The 23,115-nt window shown below is 40.2% G+C and carries 19 protein-coding genes and 1 pseudogene; 11 read left to right on the forward strand and 9 right to left on the reverse strand.

Annotated elements, in window-relative coordinates:
• Window positions 1-205 precede the first annotated feature (205 nt).
• Entirely contained in the window at window positions 206-712 is a 507-nt protein-coding gene (locus tag H3299_RS13880; protein ID WP_182419785.1) for a TIGR00645 family protein, read from the forward strand.
• 157 nt (window positions 713-869) lie between these two features.
• On the opposite strand, the gene trxA is transcribed toward H3299_RS13880, so the two are convergent.
• The gene (gene trxA, locus H3299_RS13885) at window positions 870-1,193 is read right to left on the reverse strand and encodes a thioredoxin (protein WP_182418220.1); all 324 of its coding nucleotides are present in this window, start codon (window positions 1,191-1,193) and stop codon (window positions 870-872) included.
• 745 nt (window positions 1,194-1,938) lie between these two features.
• Here trxA and H3299_RS13890 point away from each other — a divergent pair.
• Window positions 1,939-4,035, forward strand: coding sequence for a transglycosylase domain-containing protein (locus tag H3299_RS13890; protein ID WP_182418221.1), 2,097 nt, complete (start codon window positions 1,939-1,941; stop codon window positions 4,033-4,035).
• Window positions 4,036-4,184: 149 nt separating this feature from the next.
• Here H3299_RS13890 and H3299_RS13895 read toward each other — a convergent pair whose 3' ends face one another.
• Both H3299_RS13895 and H3299_RS13900 read right to left on the reverse strand, forming a co-directional pair.
• A complete protein-coding gene (locus H3299_RS13895) occupies window positions 4,185-4,850 on the reverse strand; it encodes a hypothetical protein (RefSeq protein WP_182418222.1) in 666 nt (221 codons plus the stop codon).
• Window positions 4,851-4,952: 102 nt separating this feature from the next.
• The gene (locus tag H3299_RS13900; RefSeq protein WP_182418223.1) at window positions 4,953-5,486 is read right to left on the reverse strand and encodes an AprI/Inh family metalloprotease inhibitor; all 534 of its coding nucleotides are present in this window, start codon (window positions 5,484-5,486) and stop codon (window positions 4,953-4,955) included.
• Window positions 5,487-5,793: 307 nt separating this feature from the next.
• On the opposite strand from H3299_RS13900, the gene dapF reads away from it, so the two are divergent.
• The 5 genes and pseudogenes from dapF to H3299_RS13925 all read left to right on the forward strand — a co-directional run bounded on the left by dapF (window position 5,794) and on the right by H3299_RS13925 (window position 10,588).
• Complete coding sequence (gene dapF / locus H3299_RS13905) at window positions 5,794-6,669, forward strand: diaminopimelate epimerase (RefSeq protein WP_182419786.1); 876 nt, start codon at window positions 5,794-5,796, stop codon at window positions 6,667-6,669.
• A complete protein-coding gene (gene mtaB / locus H3299_RS13910; RefSeq protein WP_182418224.1) occupies window positions 6,669-7,943 on the forward strand; it encodes a tRNA (N(6)-L-threonylcarbamoyladenosine(37)-C(2))-methylthiotransferase MtaB in 1,275 nt (424 codons plus the stop codon). The genes dapF and mtaB overlap by 1 nt, the downstream gene beginning before the upstream one ends.
• Window positions 7,944-8,495: 552 nt before the next feature.
• Window positions 8,496-9,416 (forward strand): annotated as a pseudogene (gene ftsY, locus H3299_RS13915) (signal recognition particle-docking protein FtsY); the annotation flags it as partial.
• Between the two features lie 141 nt (window positions 9,417-9,557).
• Entirely contained in the window at window positions 9,558-10,163 is a 606-nt protein-coding gene (locus H3299_RS13920; RefSeq protein WP_371739852.1) for a septation protein A, read from the forward strand.
• Window positions 10,164-10,213: 50 nt separating this feature from the next.
• Window positions 10,214-10,588, forward strand: coding sequence for a DUF4259 domain-containing protein (locus tag H3299_RS13925; protein ID WP_182418227.1), 375 nt, complete (start codon window positions 10,214-10,216; stop codon window positions 10,586-10,588).
• Between the two features lie 4 nt (window positions 10,589-10,592).
• Here the strand turns inward: H3299_RS13925 and H3299_RS13930 are convergent, their stop codons facing one another.
• The 4 genes from H3299_RS13930 to mgtA all read right to left on the reverse strand — a co-directional run bounded on the left by H3299_RS13930 (window position 10,593) and on the right by mgtA (window position 17,325).
• Window positions 10,593-12,461: an SEL1-like repeat protein gene (locus tag H3299_RS13930; protein ID WP_182418228.1), complete on the reverse strand. Its 1,869-nt coding sequence runs from the start codon at window positions 12,459-12,461 to the stop codon at window positions 10,593-10,595.
• Window positions 12,462-12,795: 334 nt separating this feature from the next.
• Window positions 12,796-13,944: a hypothetical protein gene (locus H3299_RS13935; protein WP_182418229.1), complete on the reverse strand. Its 1,149-nt coding sequence runs from the start codon at window positions 13,942-13,944 to the stop codon at window positions 12,796-12,798.
• Between the two features lie 129 nt (window positions 13,945-14,073).
• Window positions 14,074-14,466 carry a VOC family protein gene (locus H3299_RS13940; protein ID WP_182418230.1) on the reverse strand — a complete coding sequence of 131 codons (393 nt, stop codon included), beginning with the start codon at window positions 14,464-14,466 and terminating at the stop codon, window positions 14,074-14,076.
• A 123-nt stretch (window positions 14,467-14,589) separates the two neighbouring features.
• A complete protein-coding gene (mgtA, locus tag H3299_RS13945; protein ID WP_182418231.1) occupies window positions 14,590-17,325 on the reverse strand; it encodes a magnesium-translocating P-type ATPase in 2,736 nt (911 codons plus the stop codon).
• A gap of 714 nt (window positions 17,326-18,039) precedes the next feature.
• On the opposite strand from mgtA, the gene H3299_RS13950 reads away from it, so the two are divergent.
• From H3299_RS13950 to H3299_RS13965, 4 genes are all read left to right on the forward strand, one after another.
• Window positions 18,040-18,300 (forward strand): hypothetical protein, encoded by a 261-nt coding sequence (locus H3299_RS13950; protein WP_182418232.1) that lies wholly within the window; start codon window positions 18,040-18,042, stop codon window positions 18,298-18,300.
• Window positions 18,293-18,508 (forward strand): hypothetical protein, encoded by a 216-nt coding sequence (locus H3299_RS13955; protein WP_182418233.1) that lies wholly within the window; start codon window positions 18,293-18,295, stop codon window positions 18,506-18,508. The genes H3299_RS13950 and H3299_RS13955 overlap by 8 nt, the downstream gene beginning before the upstream one ends.
• Before the next feature lie 280 nt (window positions 18,509-18,788).
• Complete coding sequence (locus H3299_RS13960) at window positions 18,789-19,856, forward strand: sensor histidine kinase (protein ID WP_182418234.1); 1,068 nt, start codon at window positions 18,789-18,791, stop codon at window positions 19,854-19,856.
• The gene (locus H3299_RS13965) at window positions 19,853-20,473 is read left to right on the forward strand and encodes a response regulator transcription factor (protein WP_182418235.1); all 621 of its coding nucleotides are present in this window, start codon (window positions 19,853-19,855) and stop codon (window positions 20,471-20,473) included. The genes H3299_RS13960 and H3299_RS13965 overlap by 4 nt, the downstream gene beginning before the upstream one ends.
• A gap of 580 nt (window positions 20,474-21,053) precedes the next feature.
• Here H3299_RS13965 and H3299_RS13970 read toward each other — a convergent pair.
• Window positions 21,054-21,863: an outer membrane protein gene (locus H3299_RS13970; protein ID WP_182418236.1), complete on the reverse strand. Its 810-nt coding sequence runs from the start codon at window positions 21,861-21,863 to the stop codon at window positions 21,054-21,056.
• Window positions 21,864-22,325: 462 nt separating this feature from the next.
• Window positions 22,326-23,084 carry a M48 family metallopeptidase gene (locus H3299_RS13975; protein WP_246708087.1) on the reverse strand — a complete coding sequence of 253 codons (759 nt, stop codon included), beginning with the start codon at window positions 23,082-23,084 and terminating at the stop codon, window positions 22,326-22,328.
• Window positions 23,085-23,115 lie beyond the last annotated feature (31 nt).

Here is a 23,115-nt window from a genome sequence, read left to right on the forward strand (position 1 = left end):
AGCTGGCTTCATTTTATTAAAAAATTTAATTAAATAAGACGTTATTTGCCGGTCTTATTTTGTAGCCTCTTCCATGAATGTTGCAAAATGGTCTAAATTTATATTATAGCAGCCTGCAATTGCTCTCTTTTTAAGGCTTTATCAGGCGTTATAAGTCATATAATATTAAAATAATTTGAGCATTGTTAGTTAAATAGGATGAATGATGAAGCGCATTGAGTTATTAATTGAAGCAATTATTTTAGCCTCGCGCTGGTTGCTAGTTGTTTTTTATGTAGGGCTTGCCTTTGCCCTTGCGGTTTACGCGCTTTCTTTTGCTAAGGATTTGTTTTTATTTGTCCAACATGTGTTTACGTTGAATGAAAAAGCAACAATTTTAGAAATGCTTGGTCTTATTGATGCAGCGCTAATTGCTAGCCTAGTGGTGATGGTGATTATTTCTGGTTATGAAAATTTTGTTAGCCGTTTTGATGAAGGCGAAAATGATGTGCATTGGCTTGGCACTATTGATGCTGGCTCGTTAAAGGTTAAAGTTGCCTCAACAATTATTGCAATTTCTTCTATTCATTTGTTGCAAATATTTCTCAACTTGCCTTATGACTTCAATAAGGACCATGTTAAATGGTACACAATTTTGCATCTTACTTTTATTGTTTCCGCGCTTTTCCTTGCCTATATTGATAAGCTCACCGCCAAAAAAGACAAAAAGTAAACCACTATTTTTCAAAACGGCGTAATGCTTTTTATTAATTTTAGTTTGAAAATAATAAAGCCCATTGCAATAAAACTGCAATGGGCTTTAATTTTTAATGAAGACTAATTAGTTAGCACAATGTCATATGCAAGAAATCAGCCTTTTAACGGCAGTTTTATGCAATCGATGCTTTAATCCAATCAGCAAGGCGGCTTTTAGGAGCTGCTCCAACCATATTTGATGTCACTTCACCATCCTTGAACATCAACAATGTTGGGATCGAACGAACACCAAATTGGGTTGCAAGTTCAGGATTTTCATCAATATTGATCTTGGCAATACGTACCTTGCCTTCCAATTCTTGTGAAATTTCATCAAGAGCTGGGGCAATCATTTTGCATGGTTGACACCATTCAGCCCAAAAATCCACAACAACTGGTTGATTTGACTTTAATACGTCACTTTCGAAATTTGTTGTATCCACGGTTACAGTTGTCATGTTGAAATCCTTATATAGGCCTTGATCTTTCGGAAAGGTTTAAATCAGTTCGACTTTATAAAAAAGAGCGAACGGATTTAATTTTATATTTTCATGCATTTTTGCACGGTTAAATGCATATTTAAGTCAATGCATCTAACATTGCTATAGCTTATTAATTATCATGGCTGACCTTAGGTCTTACGTCAAGAACAAGCTTGTCGCAGTGCTAAGCGAAATAGGACATTTAAAAACCTAAATTTCCTGTATGGTTATAGTATAGCATGGATTTTTATTTTCTATTAGAATTATTTTTTAATTTTAATCCTAGCTCAAGCAAATTATCGTATAATTTACGCGTCTTGACCAAACAAATTTTTGTTTATCTGTGATAGAGGCAAAACCGTTCTATTAACTGGTAAATTTAACGCCAAAGCCGTTGCTAAATGAAAAGATGCTTAAAACAGAATTTCCCGTTATATTTAGTCATTTCAATATTTGGAATCCATACAAATAGAAAACTCAAACTTTGCCATATTTTGCCGATAAATTGCCCCTAAACTATTTTAAATATGCGCAAAGTGAGATTCTTATGCTTTACGTCATACACCAACTGGTTTAGGCATTGCTTGAAGCTGTGATCAAATCTAACCTAGACTTTACGCTTTTAAAATATTTATGATCTACCATCACTTTAGGAAATTAACCACGTGACATTAGCAATAACCTTTAACTATCAAACCCTAAATTATTTAAAGGGGGCGTAATGCACATTTCTGAGGATGATCGCGTCATAAAACCGACAACTAAAAAAAGCAAAAAGTCCAAAAATAGTAGCGGACAATCATCTTCCTCTAAACGACGCAAGTCAAAAAAACAACGAAGTTTTTTTGGTAGGCTTTTTTATTGGAGCTTTGTTTTAGGGCTATGGGGCATTATTTTTCTTGGCGCCTATATTACCTATGTCTGGCTAAGCATGCCGCAATTATCAACTTGGACGATTCCCAACCGCCCACCCAATGTGCGTATTGTTGCGCGTGGTGGAGAGTTGATTGCCAATCGTGGTACAACCGGTGGTGAAGCGGTCACGTTAAAAAATATGAGCCCTTGGATTGGCAAGGCGGTTGTCGCTATCGAAGATCGGCGTTTTAATTCCCATTACGGTGTTGATCCAGTGGGGATTGCGCGCGCGGTTTATACTAATGTTACCAATGGTCGTGGTAAGCAAGGTGGTTCAACCCTTACGCAGCAATTGGCAAAAAATCTGTTTTTATCATCCGAACGCACGCTTGATCGTAAAGTAAGGGAAGCACTTATTGCCTTGTGGCTTGAGAAAAAGCTTAATAAAGATCAAATTCTTGAGCTTTACCTCAACCGTGTTTATCTTGGCTCTGGTGCTTTTGGTGTTGAGGCTGCCTCACGGCGTTATTTCAATAAATCGGCTAAAGACGTCACTTTGCTGGAAGCCGCAACCCTTGCGGGTCTCTTAAAAGCCCCATCCAGCCTATCACCGGCGCGTAATCCCGAAGCTGCTTATGCACGTGCTAAGTTGGTACTTGCAGCCATGCGCCAAGAAGACATGATCAATGACACACAATTGCAAATTGCCCTTGCTGAACCCATGGTAAAGGCTGCATCCTATTGGTCGGGCGGCGAAAATTATGCGGCTGATTATGTGGTTAGCCAATTGCCATTTTTAATTGGCGAGGCTGACCGCGATATTATCGTGGAAACCACTCTTGACTATGGTTTTGAAAAGGCAGCTGAAAAGGCAATTAATACGCAATTATCAACATCTGGTAAAAAGAATAATGTTTCGCAAGCAGCGCTTGTCTCTATTGATAAAAGCGGTGCAATCCGCGCATTGATTGGCGGCGCCAATTATGCTGACAGCCAATTTAACCGCGCGACCGATGCTCGTCGTCAACCAGGATCAACTTTCAAACCCTTTGTATATTTGGCAGCACTTGAGCAAGGGCGCACGCCAAATTCCGTTCGTAATGATGCACCCGTAAAAATTGGCAAATGGACACCGCGCAATGCCGGCGGCAAATATATGGGGCAAGTTACACTGACCACGGCGCTTTCCCACTCGTTAAATTCGGTTGCCGCGCAATTGATTATGGAAGTTGGCACTGATGCAGTTATTGAAACAGCTCATCGTCTCGGCGTCCATTCTGGCCTCAATGATAACGCATCAATTGCCCTTGGAACGTCAGAAGTTAGCCTTATTGAAATGACTGGTGCTTTTGTACCACTAAGCAATGGTGGTTATAAGCCACAAATTCATATTATTCGCCGCATTACCGACACGAAGGGTAAAGTGCTTTATGATATTGGTGAATTAAGTGGCAGTCGCGTTATTGATCCACAAATTGTTGGCATGATGAATGCCATGCTTGAACAAACCATTTTAACTGGAACTGCAAAACGAGCTAATATTGGTAGACCTGCAGCGGGCAAAACCGGTACCAGTCAAAATTCACGTGATGCATGGTTTATTGGCTATACAGCTGATTATGTTACGGGTGTTTGGTTTGGCAATGATGATGGCAAGCCAATGAAGGGTGTAAGCGGCGGCGGGCTTCCAGTTAATGTGTGGAAAGATTATATGGGAGCTGCTGAAAAAAATATGCCTATACGCGATCTTTTGGCTAGCTATCAAATCGAAAACGCAATTCCTGGCGGCAATGATCTCTTGCCTGATGATGATAATACCCCATCACCTTATAATGAAAATGGCTATCATTATGGTGATAGTGATGATAATTTTCCACCACCGCCACCAGCTGTTAATCCACAAGCTAACCAGAATGTTGAAATTAAGAATAAAAGCTTGATGGAAATATTAAGAACTGAATAGATTATTAAAAATGCGTGTTGGTTAAGTTTATCAGCGATCAATTAAACCAACACGCATTTAACCATAATAATTTTCAACAACAGAACTAGAAGCATTGAAGAATAATGCAATTGATTGAATCTAATGATTTTAAACAAAGGTATACATCTTTAATTTAGTTTAAGAAATTGTTGCATGACCGCCTTTAAACCAGCTTCAGGTGCAGTTAAAACCGTTGAATGATTTATGTGTTTTGCGGCCTTCATCATTGACGATTGCACAAGTACAATATTTTGATAATCGTCTTTTAATGCTTCATTCGCGACTTTGGCAATTAATGCATTATATTCTTGCAATTGACTCGCTTTAAACAAATCCCAAGCGCCTTCGATTAAAATAATATCAAAACTATTTTCTTTGCCAAAATCTTGCGCATCAAATATTTGCTGGGTTGGTTTAATCGTTGTTTTAACACTACAAAATGCAGCTATTTTGCCTCGAAGCTTCGCCGCTTCACGGGCCAATTCTTCATCTGACCTAAAAAATATGTTTTGAGATTGTTCTTTTGCTAAAGTAACCGCAGCGCCAAGGGAAGAACAGGTTAGTAAAATAGCATCGGCATTTTTAGCTGCCACTCGCATTGCATCAGCGGTTGCTACTAAAGTGTTTGGAATATCGCAATTTTGCTCGATACGCTCGAGTAAATCAGGGCGAATAATGTGGCTTATTTCTAGGTTATAATCTGCAGCATCATCTAGTTTGCAAAGATTTAAAGCTGCTTCATCATAAAGCGCCACATTGCTTTTAGCCGTATGAAAACAACAAATTTTAACCATTTCCCCCTCCGTTCGTTGATATTAATATAAAAGAACATAAAAAAACTGGCGCATTTAACGCCAGTTTTGATCTATCCTAATATGAGCTTTTACACGTTAAACTTAGCGTGAAAGGCTAATTGGCGAACCTGACGAGGTTTGGCCACTAAAATGGGTACCATCTTGTGATGTAAGTGTTGCAACGCTTGCACCTGATGCATCAAAGAATTCAAGTTTTGAACCACTAATATTCCAAGAATTAACGCTTGAAATTGCTGAAGGGCAATTTAAAGGTGCAGAGCGGTAGCCTTGGCCAAATTTGGTCATTGGCGTTACAACTTTACAGGTCAGGCCACCAACATTGGCATTCCAAACACCTGCAATACTGGCTGCAGCAAGGTTAATACCAGTTGCTTCACTACCAAGGCTTGCAACTTGATTTTGACCATCCATGCCTGGCGCAGTTGGATAGTCGCCTGTTGGGGCTGGCAATTCAGACTGCGAAATTGATGCTGAAGGGCCAGTGCCTGTTGCTGGTGGGAATGGGCGCACATCAGCATTTTGATAATTGCCACTGCCCATACGGTCTGCCATACAGCCTGTAGTTACCAGTGCAGCCAAAGCTAACGCAACCAATGAAATTTTATTCAACGCCATGACATGCTCCATCATCCGAATCGGTCAATTTTGTTAACCATAAAAGGTTTTTTTGCTAATATTCGGTTTTCACTTATAAATGCAATGAAATTAAGCTTTTTTTTTAACAATGCGGCTTAATAGCAACACATTATAGTGCTTTTTAATAATTCTACTCAAGTTCAACTGGTATTTTTATTGTCTTTACGCCATATAAGGCACATCAATCAGATTTCATGTGATAATCTAAAATAAATCTGCCGGAATTATTAAAATGCCAGAATCTTTACTCAAGTCTGAAATGACAGCTATGCAAAAGCAAAGAGCAATGACACAACTTACCAAAATGAACGGTCTTGGTAATAAGATTCTTGTCGCTGACATGCGCGACCAAAATGTGCATATTGTTGCGGCTGCGGCGATAGAACTTGCCAGCCATGATGAAACTTCCTTTGATCAAATTATGGCAATTTATAATAGCCGCATTTCAACAACTGATTATTATATTGAAATTTGGAATAGTGATGGTTCAAAGGCCAAGGCTTGCGGCAATGGCACACGCTGCGTGGTTGAATGGCTCTACAATCAAAATGGGCAGAGCCATTTTATCCTTGAAACTGATGGTGGTATTGTGGAAGCAAGCCGCCTTGAAAATGGTCTTGTTTCGGTTAATATGGGTAAGGCGCGTTTAAACTGGCAGGATATTCCAACGCAACATGCGATCGATGATACCAACCATGTGGCAGTTGGTACTGGCCCCTTGCAGGATGCCTCGCTTGTTTCTATGGGTAATCCCCATGCGATTTATATTGTTGATAAGGATGTTTGGGATTATCCCTTGGGGGATTTAGGACCAATTATCGAGCATGATGCGTTATTTCCAGAACGGATTAATATTTCCATTGTCGAAATCACCTCGCCAACATCGTTTAATATGCGCACTTTTGAGCGCGGTGCGGGCCTAACCCTTGCTTGCGGTACTGGGGCTTGTGCAGCGGCTGTTGCAGCTAATCGTCGTGGGCTTATTGGTAAGCGCGCTGTGGCAACATTACCGGGTGGTGATTTAGAATTATTTTGGCAAGATGACGGCAATGTCCTGATGACTGGGCCAACCCAATACGAGTTTTCTGGATATTTTGATCCATTGTCGGGTCAATTTATCAAGAATGAAGCAAATTTGAAGATTGAAAGAGTTAATGCCTGATGGCGACTGAAATTGTTACCTTTGGTTGTAGGCTGAATGCTTATGAATCTGAAGTCATGCGCAAAGAAAGCGCAGCGGCTGGTCTTGACACGCTTGAGGGCGGCGCAATTATTTTTAATACATGCGCTGTAACCAGTGAAGCGGTACGCCAAGCCCGCCAAGCTATTCGTAAAGCACGGCGTGAAAATCCTGATGCACGTATTATCGTCACCGGCTGCGCTGCCCAAACCCTTGCCCCCGAATTTGCAGCCATGGGCGAAGTCGATTTGGTTTTAGGTAATGAAGAAAAATTGCATTCTCATTCTTATCGCCAATTGCCTGAATTTGGTGTTAATCTTTTTGAAAAAGTCCGCGTTAATGATATTATGGAGGTTAAAGAAAATGCCCCCCATATGGTTGACCTTATTGAAGGGCGCGCTCGTGCTTTTGTGCAAGTGCAAAATGGCTGCGATCATCGTTGCACCTTTTGCATCATTCCTTATGGTCGCGGTCCATCGCGCTCAGTTCCCATGGGGGCCGTGGTTGAGCAGATAAAGCGGCTTAATGGCAATGGCTATCAAGAAGTTGTATTAACGGGAGTTGACCTTACCAGCTACGGCCCAGATCTTCCGGGAAAAGCTGGGCTTGGCAAGTTGGTTGCAGCAATTTTGCGTGGTGTACCAGACCTTGAGCGGTTGCGGTTATCATCGATTGACTCGATTGAGGCGGATGACGAATTATTAGAGCTTTTAGCCTTTGAAAAACGCTTAATGCCACATTTGCATTTATCACTGCAAGCGGGCGATAATATGATTTTAAAGCGCATGAAGCGCCGCCATGCTCGTGAAGATTCAGTGCGTTTTTGCAATGATTTACGCGATAAACGTCCTGAATTTATTTTTGGCGCTGATATTATTGCTGGTTTTCCAACCGAAACGGAAGAGATGTTTGAAAATACCCGTCAGCTTATAGCCGATTGCGGTTTAACCCATACGCATATTTTCCCGTTTTCGCCGCGTGAAGGAACACCTGCCGCCCGTATGCCGCAATTAGAACGTGGTATAGTTAAAGAACGCGCTGCAATTTTACGCAGCGAAGGTGACAAAGCCTATGAAAAGCACTTGCAACAGGCAATTGGTCGCCGCCAACGGGTTTTGGTTGAACGCGATGGCATTGGCCGCAGTGAAGATTATACCTTGACCGAAATAGCAGGTGCGGTGGCTGGCACTATTATAGATTGCGATATTTCCCATGTTGAGGGTGATAAACTGATTGGTCATAGAATTGCGGCTTAACAATCTAACTTTTTTGGATTAGCAAAAACAATATTTTGATATATAGATGAGAAAAAGCCACGCCTGTGGCTTGATGTGTATTTAAGGATTTAAAACAATATGGCTGGTTTTTTCAAAAAGGTTTTTTCTTTTGCCGATAAGACAGATGAAGAAAATGCAGGTCAAGCACCAGCATTAACCCCTTTTGAAGCCCACCAACTGGCATTAAAACAGGCGCAAGAAGAAGCGGAAGCTCAAAAAGCTGCAAGTGAACACGCCACTCACCATGCCAAAGAAGCCTCCCCAAAAGAGGAAACCGAAAGCCAAAGCGATTCATCAAGTCCTAAACCTGATACAACACTTGATGAAACATTTGCTGAAATTGCTCAAGATAGCATTGTACCTGCAACAATTGATACAAGCCTGCTTGTTGATGAAGCTGAGGCAGCAGATGTTGTCACGGCATTTCCGCCACAGGAATTGCCAAAAAAAACGGGGCGCATCAGTGTTGGCGCCGATATTGAAGAAGTTATTGAACCAGAAGTTGTGGTGGTAGAAGAACCCGTTGCGGTAAAACGCTCATGGTTTGAGCGTTTGCGCAATGGTTTGTCGCGCTCATCACGTCAGCTCGGCGATTCAATTGGTGCTATTTTTACCAAACGCAAACTTGATGAAGAAACATTGCAAGATCTTGAAGATGTGTTGATTGCCTCCGATCTCGGGCTTGAAACGGCAATGCGGGTTACCGATTCCCTTGCTTCTGGCCGCTATGGTAAAGATATTTCTACCGATGAAGTGCGTGTGATTATGCGCGATGAGATTGAAAAAGTTTTGGCGCCTGTTGCCAAACCTTTAGAGCTTGATCTTTCGCATAAACCGCATGTTATTTTGGTGGTTGGCGTCAATGGCACAGGTAAAACCACCACCATTGGTAAATTGGCAGCAAAATTATCGCGTGGTGGCTTAAAAGTAATGTTGGCCGCAGGCGATACTTTTCGCGCAGCAGCAATTGAGCAATTGCATATTTGGGGCAAGCGCACCAATTCACCGGTTGTCGCAACTAAGCTTGGCGCTGATGCTGCAAGCCTTGCTTTTGAAGCCTATGAAAAGGCAAGGGAAGCGGGCAGTGATGTATTAATCATTGATACAGCAGGGCGTTTACAAAATAAAACCGAATTAATGGATGAACTTGCCAAAATTGTGCGCGTTTTAGGCAAGCATGATGCTGACGCGCCGCATACGGTTTTGCAAACCCTTGATGCGACCACTGGACAAAATGCCCTTAATCAAGTCGAGATTTTCCGCAATGTTGCAGGGGTCAATGGTTTGGTGATGACAAAGCTTGATGGAACAGCGCGCGGCGGTATTTTGGTGGCTATTGCAGCAAAGCACAAATTACCTGTTTACTTTATTGGCGTTGGTGAGGATATTGATGATCTTGAACCCTTTAAAGCCAATGAATTTGCCCAAGCGATTGCCGGAAAACATGATTAAGTAAACATGATTAAGCAAGCATAAATCTCACCTGATTGAATTAAATTTAAGTAAAATCCATGACCTTAGAAAGCATGATGAATGACAAAATCAATTTTTGAACCAAATCCAGATGATGCTGCAGCGGTAAAAAAGGCGCAAATGTCGCCAATGGGTAAGTTAATATTGGAAATGGGGCCGTTGGTTTTGTTCTTTTTTGCCAACTATAAAGGGCAATGGCTTATCGACAATATTAGTTTTTTTTCAAGCTTTGATAAGCCAATTTTTCCAGCCACGGCTATTTTTATGGTGGCGATTGTGGTTGCCCTTATCCTATCATGGATTTTAACCCGTACTATTCCGGTTATGCCCTTGGTATCTGGTATATTCGTGGTGTTTTTTGGCGCCTTAACTCTTTGGTTGCATAATGATATTTTCATTAAAATGAAGCCAACAATTATCAATACTTTATTTGGTATTATCTTATTTGGTGGGCTATTATTTGGTCGCTCGCTGCTTGGCTATGTCTTTGATTCAGCTTTTCGCCTAGATGCTGAAGGTTGGCGCAAGCTTACTTTTCGCTGGGCATGCTTTTTCATTTTCTTAGCGGTTTTAAATGAAGTTATCTGGCGTAATTTCAGCGATGATTTTTGGGCAAATTTCAAGGTTTGGGGTACAATGCCCATCACCATCATCTTTTTAATTCTGCAAACACCGCTTTTAGCTCGCCATTCGCTTGATCTTAAAGATAACCAAGATAAGTCTTAAGATTATCATATCAAAACGCATCAATAATTAATGAAATTTTGGAGAAGAAAATGGGCGCTTGGAGTGTAAAGCCTTGGGGAAATGACGAAGCGGCAGATTGGTTTGCAAATTTTTGGCAAGATAAGGATTTTTCGCCAATTATTACGCTGATTGAAAATTTTGATCCAGCCAATGAGGATTATTGCGCGTTTCGCGCTGCTTGTTATTTGCTTGAAACATTGGGTCGTCCCTATGTTTGGCCAAGCAATAAGCTTGATGATTTGCGCCCGCTTTTAACCAAAGCTATCGAAATTTTAGAAAATATGGTCAGTCCGCCTGATGAAAACTGGTTTTTTCTTGAGGAATGGGACAATGATCCAGAAATGATTGAAGCGCTTGAGCAACAAATTGCCGCTTTAACCAAAAATCTCAATCAACTGGCCTAAAGCTTTATTCAATAATGCAATTTGTAAAAGAGGATTCATAACACAATGATGCAGCCGCTTTAGCGGCTGTTATTTGTTTTTTGGTTAAGTCTTTGCCTATGGTATTTTGTAAGTGAAGATTGCGTTGATTATAATCGAAAGACAGTGCAAGCACGCTCCACATATAAGCTGTTTCTTTGTTTTGTTGAACGCCATTTCCCTCCATAAACATAAGTGCCAAATAATATTGTGATTCTGGCTCGCCCTTTTTAGCCGCAATGCTAAACCATTTTAGTGCTTCACTATAATTTTGCTTCACGCCATGACCGTAGTAATAAAAAAATCCAAGATTAGTTTGTGCCTTTATATAGCCCTGTTTAGCCGACAATTTAAATAAACGCGCTGATTTAGCATAATCTTGTTTAATTCCAGGATGATCGTTAAGATAGATAAGACCCAAATTATATTGAGCAGCCTTTTCCCCCTGATCTGCTGAACGGCCAAACCACTTTACTGCCTGTTCAAAATCGGGTTTATCATTGTTTTCACTGATATAAATCAAACCAAGATTATTCTGTGCAATAGCTAAGCCTTGATCAGCAGCTAATTGAAAAAGATATTTGGCTTTTGAGTAATCTTTATCTACGCCCATGCCGTCCATATAGATTAAACCAAGCTTATTTTGAGCTTCCGGATAATTTTGCGCAACAGCACGCTCGAACCATTCAATCGCTAAGCTATAATTTTGATCGACACCAGTGCCATTTTTATAAGCGACACCCAAATTGGTTTGAGCATCCGCCAGTCCAGCTTGGGCGGCAGTGTTAATCAACGCTACACCTTTTTTGTAATCAAGCTCTACACCTCTACCATACATATAAAGCATACCAAGATTGTTGCGAGAATTTATGTCACCTTGTTCGCTAGCCAATAAATACCATTTGGCAGCTTCCTTATAGTCTTGTTTAACCTCAATTCCTTCTTCATATATTTTGCCCAAACGATATTGCGCATTAACATTGCCCTGCTCTGCAGCACGTTTAAAAAAATCGAGTGCTTTGCTTATATTTTTCTTAACTCCAATGCCGGTTTGATAAAAAACTGCAAGTTTGGTCTGGGCATATGCATCGCCTTGATCAGAGGCTAATTTGTACCATTTTGCGGCTTCAATCGCACTTTGCTCGGCCCCTTGTCCGGCAAAATAAAGATCGCCTAGATTTGTCTGTGCTGCAACATTGCCTTTAGCTGCCGATTGTTTGAAGAGTGATATTGCTTTAACATAATCTTGTTTAACCCCATCACCAGCACTGTAAAGACTACCAAGATTATTTTGAGCATCTGCCAAACCTTGATCTGCAGCTTTTTGAAACCACTTGGCAGCGATTGTATAATCAACAGGCATTGATTTGCCAAAATAATATAAAAGACCAATGGCATATTGGGCATTGGCATTGCCTTGCTCGGCAGATAAAAAATACCGGCGTTTTGCATCTTCAATATCTTTTTGAATACCAAGCCCATTTTCAATCATATAAGCAAGATTAAATTGCGCCATTGAATTATTTTGTTCAACCGCTAATTGAAACCATTTAAGCGCTTCTTTGTAATTTTCGGCAACACCTTCACCTCTTAAATACATCACGCCTAAATTGCTTTGGGCATCATCTAACCCAAGTTCTGCAGCGCGGCGAAACCATTTAACGGCTTCTGTTTTATCTTTAGTGACGCTATCGCCGTTTAAATAATATACGCCCAAATTATGTTGGGCGTAAGGGTCATTAAGATCGGCGCGCAGTCGTAAAGTGATATGATCGCCATAATGGATATAAAGAAAAGCAATGCTAGCAAAAGCAATGATAATAAAACCAATTACAGCAATAATAAAACGTTTCATTAAATCACCATGCAATTAAAACCCAAAGCAAGATCGCCGCATTTTTAATCATTAAATGTTAATTTTAGTCGTTTTTTCACTCTGCTTTAAAGAGGAAGCAACCGCCATCCACATATAAGCTGTTTCATAATGCGGAAGCAAGACGAAACCATTGAACGGCTTAGTGATAATCAAAATACGGGGGGCTTCCCCACTTGAAAAGTAATACAAAGGTGTGTTTCAAAAAGCAAAATAACGAGATATTTTTTCATCGATTAAGGCTCTACAAAATGGAGTTGACCTTATCCGCTTTAAACCTTTTTAGGTAAAAATGGATTGGCTATTTATGCGAAAATTATTTCAACCCTTGCGTTAACTTATTATCGATTGCATCATAAGCTTGTTGGTTTTCTTGTTGCTGAAAAAAATTCATTACGTTTTTTGTTTTTCCATCGATACACATTTTATAAAATTTGGTGGTCTTTGTAGATTTACTGTAAGTATATTCAGCTTTAATTGCTTCATTTCCCTGGTAATCAACTTTAGCCCAATCAAGATGGCTATTAGATTTTATAAAGGCAACGTAATCATCAAAGGTTTTATATTGGTTACAAAAGCCTAAATCATCAATATATTTAAAATTATAGCCGTCACTTATTTCAACGCGCATATTTTTTTGAGCTATTATAGTCTCAGGTCTGTCTAGTGTCTTATGATTTTCAAACTTTTGCGATAAAAAATTAAACAAATCTTCGATACCAACAAGATTTTCTTGGTTGATATGCGCCACATAAAAATTAAAATTTTCATCAATGTCAATATTCATTAACATTTTGTTAGGCTGAGGCCATAGGGCATAAAAATTGTACTCATTTTGAGCAATCTGCTCTGCAACAAATTCATTTTTAGCAAAATCGTAAAAGCCCATATTATTGAGGAGCCGCACAATATTATCACTCTTTGTAGCCTTTCGGCGAATAATCATAATACTTTGCTCTATTTGATCTTCAAAGGAAAATCCATAAACTTCGATTAATCCAAATTTTGTACGTGTAAAAGGATGCCATTTCTCACCAATAGCAAATGTCTTACCGTCGAAAGTGAAACTTTTCTTCTCGATATAATTATTTTTAATGATTTTTATAAGATTGTTACAACTTTCATCATGGCAATCATATCTAAGTTCCGAGTAGGTTAATAAATTTTTATATTGAAAAGTGTTTTCAGCGCATGGTGATAATTTATATAAGTCAATACTTGGCTTGCATAGTAAAAGCTTATCATCACGGTCACTATTATCGTGGTCAAAAATTCTTATCGTACTCAGACCATTTGATAAATAATAAAGATTAGCCCTTTTAGCGTAGGGTATTATTTCAAAGGTCCAATCATCGGGCAGCACTAATTTTTCTATATTGGGGCCAAAAGGCATGGTAATTTCAGTTGCTTTTGATTGGCTACTAAGCGAAAGCAAAACAAATAAAACAACCAATAATCTAATCATATTTTTCCCCAGTATAATTTATTAAATAAATTAAATAAAATTTTTCAAAAAATTTTAATAAATGCCAATTTAAAATTCAATTGGCATTTATTGTATTAAACTAACAAAGGTAATTATAAACCTTTAGAATTATAATGGTTGGTCTTCGTTTTGGCAGATAGATAGAACATAACCATTACAATCTTCAAAATCGGCAGACAAACCACCTGGAACTGGCGAAACACCATTAATAATAGTAATGCCTGCCTGCTCCAAGCCATCGACAATCTTATTAATGCCACCATTGGGTAAGTTAAAAACTGTAACAGGAAAAGTTGAACCTTCAACTTCACCTTCAAAGAAAACCAACTCAACACCGTCATTTTGATTAACAATTAAAAAGGTTTCGTCTTCATCTATAAGGCGGGTGACTTTTAAACCTAAAAGATCTTCATAAAATTTTTGCGTTTCATCAAGATCATTAGCTAAAAATATCAAATTACAAACTTTACTATCTTTCAAAAATTGTGGCTTATCACTCATGATTAATTCCCTCTTAGGTTACATATTACCCTTTTATACAAGATGAGCCTTACAACTATATGTCAAATAAAAAATGCCCCGCAACAACTTATGCAGGGCATTTTTTAATTTAAAAATTCAATCTTAGAACCATTCACCGAATTTGCGGATATAAAATACCTTCATACCTTGTGCAACGCAGCAATAGGCAAACAATGTACCGACAAGCCATGGGAAGTAGCTCCATGGTAATGGAACAAGCCCAACATAATGACCAAGGGGTGAGAATGGAATATAAATACCAATAGCCATAATCACGCTGGTTGTTAATAGAACAGGCAAGGCAGCCGTGCTTTGAATGAACGGAATCTTACGAGTACGCAACATATGCACAACCAAAGTCTGTGATAGCAAGCCTTCAATAAACCAACCAGATTGGAACAATGATTGCATTTCAGCCGAATTGGCGGCAAAGACAAACCACATAAGGGCAAAGGTGGTGATATCGAAGATGGACGATGTTGGCCCAATATAAAGCATGAAACGGCCAATGTTACGGGCGCTCCACTTACGGGGTTTGGCAAGATAATCCTTATCCATTTTATCCCAAGGCAAGGATAATTGTGAAATATCATAAAGCAAGTTTTGCAAGAGCAAGTGAATTGCAAGCATTGGCAAGAACGGAATAAAGGCACTTGCGACAAGAACCGAGAACACATTACCGAAATTGGAACTTGCAGTCATATTAAGATATTTCATAATATTACCAAAGGTTTCACGACCCTTGATAACACCTTCTTCCAAGATCATTAGACTTTTTTCAAGCAGAATAATATCGGCTGTTTCCTTGGCAATATCGGTAGCTGTATCAACCGAAATACCCACATCTGCATCACGCAAGGCTGGCGCATCATTAATGCCATCACCAAGGAAACCCACTGTATGGCCATTGGCTTGCAAGGCTTTAAGAACACGAGACTTTTGCAATGGTGTCAATTTGGCAAATACAGTGCGTTCTTCAACTTTTTCGCGCAATTCATGTTCGCCCATAGCCTCAATCTCGCGACCTAATAAAGGCACACCCGGCTCAAGACCAACTTCACGACAAACCTTGGTGGTCACAATCGCATTGTCACCAGTTAAAACTTTGACGGCAACACCATTTTCGCGCAAGGCAGCAATGGCAGGACGCGCAGTTTCTTTGGGAGGATCAAGGAAAGTTAAAAAGCCTTCAACAATAAGATCGCTTTCAATGCTAGTTTTATAAAGTTCCGCCTTTTCTTCCTCTTTCAAGCGGCGTGTTGCAACGATTAACACGCGGAAGCCATCACGATTATAAAGTTCGGCAATTTCAGTTAATTTTTGTCGTGCCATAGCATCCATGGGACGGGCTTCTTCGCCATCGCGCCAATAGGATGAAATAGAAAGCATTTCTTCAACTGCGCCCTTGGTGACAAGGATATGATCTTTTTTCATATTTTCAAGGACGATAGACAAACGCCGGCGCATGAAATCAAAGGGAATTTCATCAACCTTGCGATATGCGCGCATAGAAGGATCATCTTGGAAGGATTGGCCAGAGTGAACAACCGCCTGATCCATCAAATTGCGCATACCACTTTGGTGGAATGAGTTAAGCCAACCAAGTTCCAAAACGCGATTATCTTTGGCACCAAAATTATTGATATGGTGTTCAAGAATAATTTTGTCCTGTGTCAATGTGCCTGTTTTATCGGTACATAAAACATCCATCGCACCAAAATTTTGAATGGCGTTCAAACGCTTGACCACAACTTTGCGCTTTGCCATGGATACGGCACCCTTGGCAAGGTTGGCCGACACAATCAATGGCAGCATTTCAGGGGTAAGACCAACAGCAACCGCAACAGAGAACAGGAACGCCTCAAGCCAATCGCCCTTTGAAAGACCATTAATGACAAAAACAATCGGTACCATGACCAGCATGAAGCGAATAAGCAGCCAACTAACCGAATTAACGCCGCGATCAAAAGCGGTTTGTGAGCGTGTGCCCACTACCGATTTTGCCAAGGAACCAAAATAGGTTGATGGACCAGTTGCGATAACCAATGCCTTAGCATTACCACTCACCACATTCGTACCCATAAAGCATAAGTTGGGTAGATCAAGAATTTCAGTTTTTTCACTTGCTACTGCATCGGCATGTTTTTCACTGACAGCGCTCAATGTATCATATTTTTCGACCGGTAAAGCTTCACCAGTAAGAACGGCTTGAGACACGAAAAGATCACGTGAATCAATAAGACGCACGTCGCCTGGAATCATGTCACCAGCTGAAAGATAAACAATGTCACCGCTGACCAGTTCTCGCATGGCAATTTCCATACGCTTTGGCTCAGATGAATTATCTGCACGGCGTAAAACCGTTGCGGTTGTGCGCACCATTGCTTTTAAGGCATCTGCCGCTTTACCAGAGCGATATTCTTGCCAAAAGCGCAAAATACCGCTGATCATTACCATGGTAAGAACAATGATAACACCAGTAAGGTCTGTTTCTTCGCCAGCACGCAAGGGCAACCAATAGTCGGTTACAAATTGGATCGCCGCTAGCATAAGCAGAACAAAGATGAATGGATTTTTAAAAGCAATTAAAAGCTGGATAAAGGCAGGTGGCCGTTTATCATGAGCGACTTCATTTGGGCCGTCATTGCTAAAGCGAGCTTGCGCATCTGCCGTTGTCAAGCCATCAAGGCTCGCATGGAGGTTATTTAAGGTGTTTTCAAGGCTATTTTGCGCCTCGCGTGCCGCTTGGGCATTAAAGCCACCATTCTTCCCATTAGCTTTATGCTTAGAAGAATTGGACTTTGGGTCGTTATGTGACAAATTTTTATTGCTTGTCATGGCAAACTCCTGTCGCGCGCCTAAGCGAGCAACATTAAGGAGTTACCTTAAGGCTACTCTAACCACTTTGAGCGCGTTTTTGCATTCTTTAAATTCTTTATATTTCTGCCGACTTCGTCCTATATCGTCGGCGTCTATACTGTCGGGGTCATCCATATGACTATCTCCAGTGAAAAGCCGGGTGTTAGATATATCTGCCATTGGCAAATCCCTAAAACCAAGCTTTTATCTTGTAACTAATTCCAACTTTAAGCATTAGCGCTTTGATTTATGAATTAGTTGATCGATGTTTTTATTATTGTGCCAACAAAACTGTGATGTGTGAAACACATCACCCACTATTGTTGAAAAGAAAGGTTATTTGTTAATTAGAAAGCAAATGCTGCTGCTTAGCCTTGAAGGCCTCCATTATAAAGCCGCATCTTTTGCCTGTTGGAATTTTCACCCCAAGCTAAAACACTGATGCCACAGACTGCAGGCATAAAACAATTATCCATAATCATAGAAATGATATACCTAAGTATATGTTTTCTATGCCTATGCATGGTTGCCTTTCTTTCATGTGACAGGCAAAGTAAACAAATCCAATTTTTATGGGAAAGATGAAAATAATGCCCGACTGCGACAGTAGTTACATATTAAAAATAAGCCGTAAAAGCTTTTAAAGGTCGCAGTAAATGTGCCTTTTAAAGCTTTGGCTAGAAAGGCACTAAAATGACAATGAACACCAATCGCGGTTTTGCCCGCAATTTCTCTGCCAAAAATAATGGCCGTTTCTCAACCAATCCAGCTCAATTTATTGGTATTTACTTAAAAAGAAAATTTGCAGAAGTAGCATTGCAAAATGCAGCTCCTCAGCAGCGTCAAGTAAATGAGCTTAACATGGTTTGCAAATGGGTGCGTGATCCAGCAACTGGCCATATGGAATGCTTTTGGCAAAAAACAAGTTCCGATATGGAGACAAGATATGTTTGAAGCTATGACCCTTGCTGGTTTTGGTCAACAAATATTGGCAGCTTTAGTTGTTTTGCTCTTTGCTGGTGCAACATTTTTGAGAATCTATCTTATTTGCCCTTTGCATGCCAACTTGAGAGAGCTTTTTTCAGATAGTGAGCAAGACCAAGGAGCTTCGAGCGAATATGGTCAATTAAGTACAATTGAAGCAACGCTTGTTAAACAGTAAAGACCGACTTATTGCCTTAAAAGTGATAGGGATATTTGTCAATTTGTCCTCCCATTCCTATTCTATCCCTGCCAGGATTTTTGACCAATGAATAATTGGGTGGAGCTTGCAAATATCCCTATCACCTTTAAGGCATTTTTGGCTCATATTTTTTTGAACATTTTTCATTTAACAAAAATCTCAACCCATATTAGCTGTATTTAGACAAGATATTACTTGGCAACAAATTAAGACTATTTTCATTTTACAAAATGCGATAAAAAGGCATGACGACATTGGCATGAATAGGAATACAAGGCTGAAAATAAAAAATCTGTTCACCAAAGCTGCTCTTGCCCCGCTCCTTGGCATTATTTTTATTCTTGATACTATTTCAAGATTAGAAATTGCTGCGGCGGTTTTTTATATTGTTGTCATATTGATCAGCGCACGTTTTTTGAGTCAGCGCGGCATATGGATATTAAGCGTTATTTGTATTGGGCTCACGGTTTTATCCTTCTTTTTAACCCGTAGCGGCGCGCCAGAAGCAGGTCTTGTTAATTGTGTTATTGCTTTAATGGCTCTTATATTGACTAGCTATTTGGTAACGCGCGCACAAAATGCTGAAGATTTAGCATTTAAGGCAACGCAACAATTAAACCGCGTTGCCCGTATTAAAAGTCTAGGAGAATTAACCGCCTCTATTGCTCATGAAATTAATCAACCGCTTGCCGCCGCCGGATCGAGCGCTGATGCTTGTCGTAATTGGTTGAAAAAAGATCCAGTTGAGGTAGAACGAGCATTAATTGCCTTAGAACGAATAAACCGTGAAATTAGCCGTGCATCTGATGTTATTACCCGCATTCGCTCACTTGCTAAAAATGAAACGCCACATAAACAAGCCTATGATCTCAACGATATTGTTGAAGAGGCTATTGCCCTTGCGAGCCATTTAATTGAGCGCCATCTCATACACCTTGAATGGGAAAAAGATGAGCAGCCTTTGTTAATTAACGCCGATAAGGTGCAAATGTTACAAGTTATTACCAATATTATTTTGAATGCGATTGAAGCCGTCCGGCAAAAAAGACCGGAAGAACGCAATATACTTGTGGTAACCAATTATTATCAACACCGTGTTCAATTATCAGTTATTGATAGCGGTTGTGGGATGAGCGACCAACAAATAACCCAAATATTCGATGCTTTTTGGACGACCAGAGAAGGGGGCACTGGCCTTGGTTTAACCTTGTGCCGTGCTATTGTTGAGGCGCATCGCGGCATTATTACAGTCGAACATAATCCGAAAGGTGGGGCAATCTTTAGCATTTCCCTGCCAGAAAATAAAATTAATCGGAGTGAGCCATGACGGATACAAGAAAACTGGTTTATGTCATTGATGACGATCTTGCTGTGCGCGAAGCACTTGATGATTTATTAGCATCAGTCAATCTAGAAACAGCATCCTTTGCCGATGTGGAAACATTTTTAAGTGCCGAGCATCCCCATTGTCCATCTTGTCTTGTGCTTGATGTAAGAATGCCGGGCCAAAGTGGCATGGATTTTCACGATAAGATGAAAAATTTTGACCTCGATATTCCGGTAATTTTTATTACAGGCCATGGTGATATTGCTATGTCAGTTACCGCTATGAAGCGCGGTGCGGTTGATTTTTTGGAAAAACCGTTTCGCGATCAAGATTTATTAGAAGCAATTAACCGTGCATTGACTGTGAGCGAAGAAAACCTGCGCCATAGAGATAGTCATGTTCAATTGCAACGTCGTTATAGTCTACTAAATAGTGGTGAACGCGCTGTTATGGATTATGTGGTGCAAGGCTTTTTAAACAAGCAAATTGCTGCCGAACTTAATGTGAGTGAAATTACAGTTAAAGTACGACGTGGCAATGTCATGCAAAAAATGAAGGCAAAAACCCTTGCGGATCTTATCCGTTTTGGTCAAGAGCTTCATAAGGTAGGCGCTTAATGGCGATTTTATCGTGGGTGTGCATTTGTCTTTAAACACTTAAATGTAAAATATGCTCGTCATCCAAAATGAAATACCCAAAAACTGCAAATTTTTGAAACAAAAGCTCATGAAAAGCTCATGGGAAATCAGCTTTAGTTAATTGAACGGCTTTTAAAAAGCTATAACTATCGAATGACAGAGCAAAAGACGAATCATTATGGCGTCAAATGCGGCGACAAACATCAAATATGCAGCACTTCATAGCAGTGGCTTCGTTTAAATGTGCTTTAAAACATTTTTAAGAGCAATAAGTTGAACAAAGCGTCAATGTTTAACTCACCTGCAAATAAATAAACAATATCGCAATAATCTACATCAGCTAACACCAATTAAAAAAACTCAATCAAGTTTATGTTGCGAGCTCTATTTGCCTTTGGGTTATATCTAAAGACCATGAACTTTGGTGAAGAGGAAATATTTGATGAGCTTTCGATGACATCAATATTTTAACCTAAGAGGGGCAGCCCCCTAGATTATAAACGGCAATAAAAAAGCCCCGCGCAATGCACGGGGCTTTTCTAATAGAAACAAATTCAGATTAGAACTTGTAAGCTACACCAACGCGAACGTCGTTTGACTTGTAGTCAATCTTTTCTTTGAAGGTCTGGCCAGTTGTATGGGTATAAGTGTTTGTCTTATCACCATAATCAGCATAGCGGTATTCAAGACGTACAAGAACATTATCTGTTACTGCATAGTCAACGCCAGCGCCGATTGTCCAACCGGTCATTGTGTTTGAAGTGCTGTAACCAAGGCTTGAGCCTGGAACTTCAGCAAGGCTTGCTGGGTTTGCACTTGTCAAATAGTTACGACCATTAGTGTCAACTTTAGTGTAAGCAACACCGCCAGCTACGTAAGGCATGAAACGATCCATTGCATAACCTACACGAACGCGAGTAGCACCAGCCCATTTTTGCTTGATGTTGCCTTCGCTGTTGTAGTTATAAGGTGACAATGGGTCAATGCCATAACGTGCAACTGAAGAGTAGCTGTCTTTTACGTCGCCCCATACGAAATCGGTTTCTGCGCCGAGTACGATGTTGTTGCCAACTTCAAAGTTGTAACCAGCATAAAGACCGCCTACGAAACCGTTGCCATCTGGGCTCCAGTTAACACCTTGAGTGTAACCAACTGGCAAGAAGCCAATGTTACGTTCAGATTTAACATTTGAATCTGACCAAGTGCCACCGATCTGACCACCAACATATGCACCAGTCCAGCTAAATGTAGGAACTGTTACAACTGGAGCTGGCTCATAAGGAGCTGGCTGAACGATATCAGCTGCGTTTGCTGCTGTTGCTGCGATAAGGGCTGCAGCTGATGCTGCGATAAGATACTTAATATTCATTTTCATTTCTCCATGCAAAGAACTGCAATTAAGTTCAATATAGTCGCTCTAGCAAAAAAGTCTGTAGTAAAAAAGCCACACCTAGCGAAATGTGCACAAACTTACCGAAAAAAGCGAAAAAGCGAAAATTCTTTAGTAAACAAAATGTTAACTCATCTCGTTTTTGACATAATTGCGCCTTTGTTCGTCCATGTTCGATGCTAAACCATGGCGAATATGCCTTATTTCTAATAAAAGATGGGCGAATCTTTCAAATTTTAAGCAGAATCGAAACGGATTCGGTCAAAAAATAAAATAATTTCTTTTCTTAATTTTTTTATTTTTTGGTTTGCCAGATTGTCGGTCGTTAATTGCGAAAGAACTTTTACGCCTACTCGATAGATTCTGCCCAATGAGGGCAATTGCTGCAAATGGGCGGCTAGGGCAAATCGATTGTGAAATAAGTTACATTAAGGAATTTCCTTAGATGGATGCAAAGTCAATCGCGTGTAAACTTTGCCCATTACGTTTTAACCAAGCCCGACATTTTTTAGATTCGGGGCAAAGCTTTTCACATAGATTCCAAAAATCGCTGCTGTGGTTCATTTCAATGAGGTGAGACACTTCATGCGCAACGAGATAATCAATGACGTTGTGTGGCGCCATCATAATGCGCCATGAAAATGATAATGCCCCATCACTGGTACATGATCCCCAACGACTCGTTGTATCTTTAAAACGAATGGATTTTGGTTTGCGACCAACTTCGCTTGCATATTTTGCCACCAAAGGCGTAATCATCAATTCTGCTTGTTTTATGAGAAAATCTTTCAGCCGTCTTGGTAGATGCTTTTCTGCGCCATAAACCAAAATTTGAGGGTCGGCTTCACTATTCGGCACTAAGCTTGTTGTTCCGCGCCCTTCCAAATGACAAATGCGGTGAGGCTTTCCAAAAATCGGAATCTTGACGCCTGATTTAAGCATCGGTTCTTCAAGGCTCGGTGGTGGTAAATGGCTAAGTTTCGTCTCAAGCCAACCTTTATAGCGGTTTAAAAATTCACCAACTGCCTTTTTGCTGGTACGCGGTGGCACTGTTACCCTTAAGCCTTTGCCACCACTTACAATGCGGAGCGTTAATCTTTTGGCGCGGCTATTGGTTATAACTTTTAAAGGTAAAGTCCTATCCGACAGAACGAAGTTATCGCTATAGGCTTCTTTAATGGTTTTAGGTTTAAAAAACATGCTTTTCATTTACTATGCAAAGAATGTGCAT

The sequence above is a fragment of the Bartonella sp. HY038 genome (assembly GCF_014117425.1).
Taxonomy (GTDB): domain Bacteria; phylum Pseudomonadota; class Alphaproteobacteria; order Rhizobiales; family Rhizobiaceae; genus HY038.